General features: G+C 63.6%; 2 protein-coding genes and 1 pseudogene. All 3 read left to right on the top strand.

Features of this window, described 5'->3' with window-relative positions; all coding sequences use genetic code 11:
- Positions 1-187 (top strand): annotated as a pseudogene (locus EN984_RS38445) (ATPase); the annotation flags it as partial.
- A 24-nt stretch (positions 188-211) separates the two neighbouring features.
- Positions 212-817 (top strand): ATP-dependent Clp protease proteolytic subunit, encoded by a 606-nt coding sequence (locus EN984_RS35245; RefSeq protein ID WP_127270740.1) that lies wholly within the window; start codon positions 212-214, stop codon positions 815-817.
- A gap of 92 nt (positions 818-909) precedes the next feature.
- Entirely contained in the window at positions 910-1,206 is a 297-nt protein-coding gene (locus EN984_RS35240; RefSeq protein ID WP_127270738.1) for a hypothetical protein, read from the top strand.
- Positions 1,207-1,216: the final 10 nt, after the last annotated feature.

Genomic DNA, 1,216 nt, shown 5'->3' with positions numbered 1-1,216 from the left:
CACCTTCACACTTGCCCGAGCCGTATCCGGCGGCACGCATCTGCGTATCGTCCATGACGGCTTTGCCCGCAAGGCCATGCCTGCCGTCGCCATGGCAGGCGCCGGCTGCCGGGTTTCGCTCGGTGCGAACAGGTCATCTAAGCCAATCGCCGCAAACACGCCTCGCCTCCTGCTTCGCGCGGCCTGAAAACAAAACGGACGGAGAGAGACAATGAGCGGTGTTGCCAGTCTGGTGCCGATGGTCATCGAGCAATCGAGCCGCGGCGAACGTGCCTTCGACATCTTTTCGCGGCTGCTGCGCGAGCGCATCATCTTCATCAACGGCGAGATCAACGACGACATCTCGGCGCTGGTCTGCGCGCAGCTTTTGTCGCTGGAATCGGACAATCCCGACAAGGAGATCTCGCTCTACATCAACTCGCCGGGCGGCGTGGTGACCAGCGGCTTCGCCATCTACGATACGATGCAATATATCAGCTGCCCGGTGTCCACCGTATGCATGGGCTTTGCCGCCTCGATGGGCTCGTTCCTGCTGATGGCAGGCACACCGGGGCGCCGGATTTCCCTGCCGAATGCCACTATCCTGCTGCATCAGCCGCTGGGCGGGTTCCAGGGCCAGGCATCCGACATCCAGCGCCATGCCGAGCGCATCGGCCGGACGAAACGGCACATGGCCGAACTTTACGCGCAGCATTGCGGCCGCAGCTATGAAGAGGTGGAACGCACGCTCGACCGCGACCACTTCATGACCGCCCGCGAGGCCCAGTCCTGGGGCATCGTCGACCATGTTTTCGACACGCGAAAGAAAGCGGCGTAAGCCAGGGCCGGATCGGAGACCGTCCGGCAGGTAGTCGAAGATTTGACGATGCCGGTCTGGTTCCATCGGCGGCGCGCCACTATAGTCCTGGGATGACCGACACTCATCAGTCCAGATCATTGCACCGCGTCATCGCCGTTGCAGCGCTCGCCATTGCGAGCCTCATCAGCGGCGCGGCACTTGCCGACGACAGTTCGTCGTCGACGCAAAAAGGCGCCCTGCCCGGCGTGACCGGCGACTACCGCATCGCCAAGCCGGCTCCAGAGCCGGACGATGCGCTGCCAGCCGGCGAGAACGGCACATTCAAGATCGGCGATACCGATGTCAGGATTTCCGGCAGCATCACCGTCGATGTCGGCGCCGGCTCGTTCGGGCCGCCGCGCCACTGACAGCGCGTGT

Origin of the sequence: Mesorhizobium sp. M7A.F.Ca.CA.004.12.1.1, from assembly GCF_003997835.1 — a bacterium.
In the GTDB taxonomy this organism is placed as follows: Bacteria; Pseudomonadota; Alphaproteobacteria; order Rhizobiales; family Rhizobiaceae; genus Mesorhizobium.
Note: the sequence above shows the minus strand (reverse complement) of the source record. Positions and strands in the feature narration are given on the sequence as shown.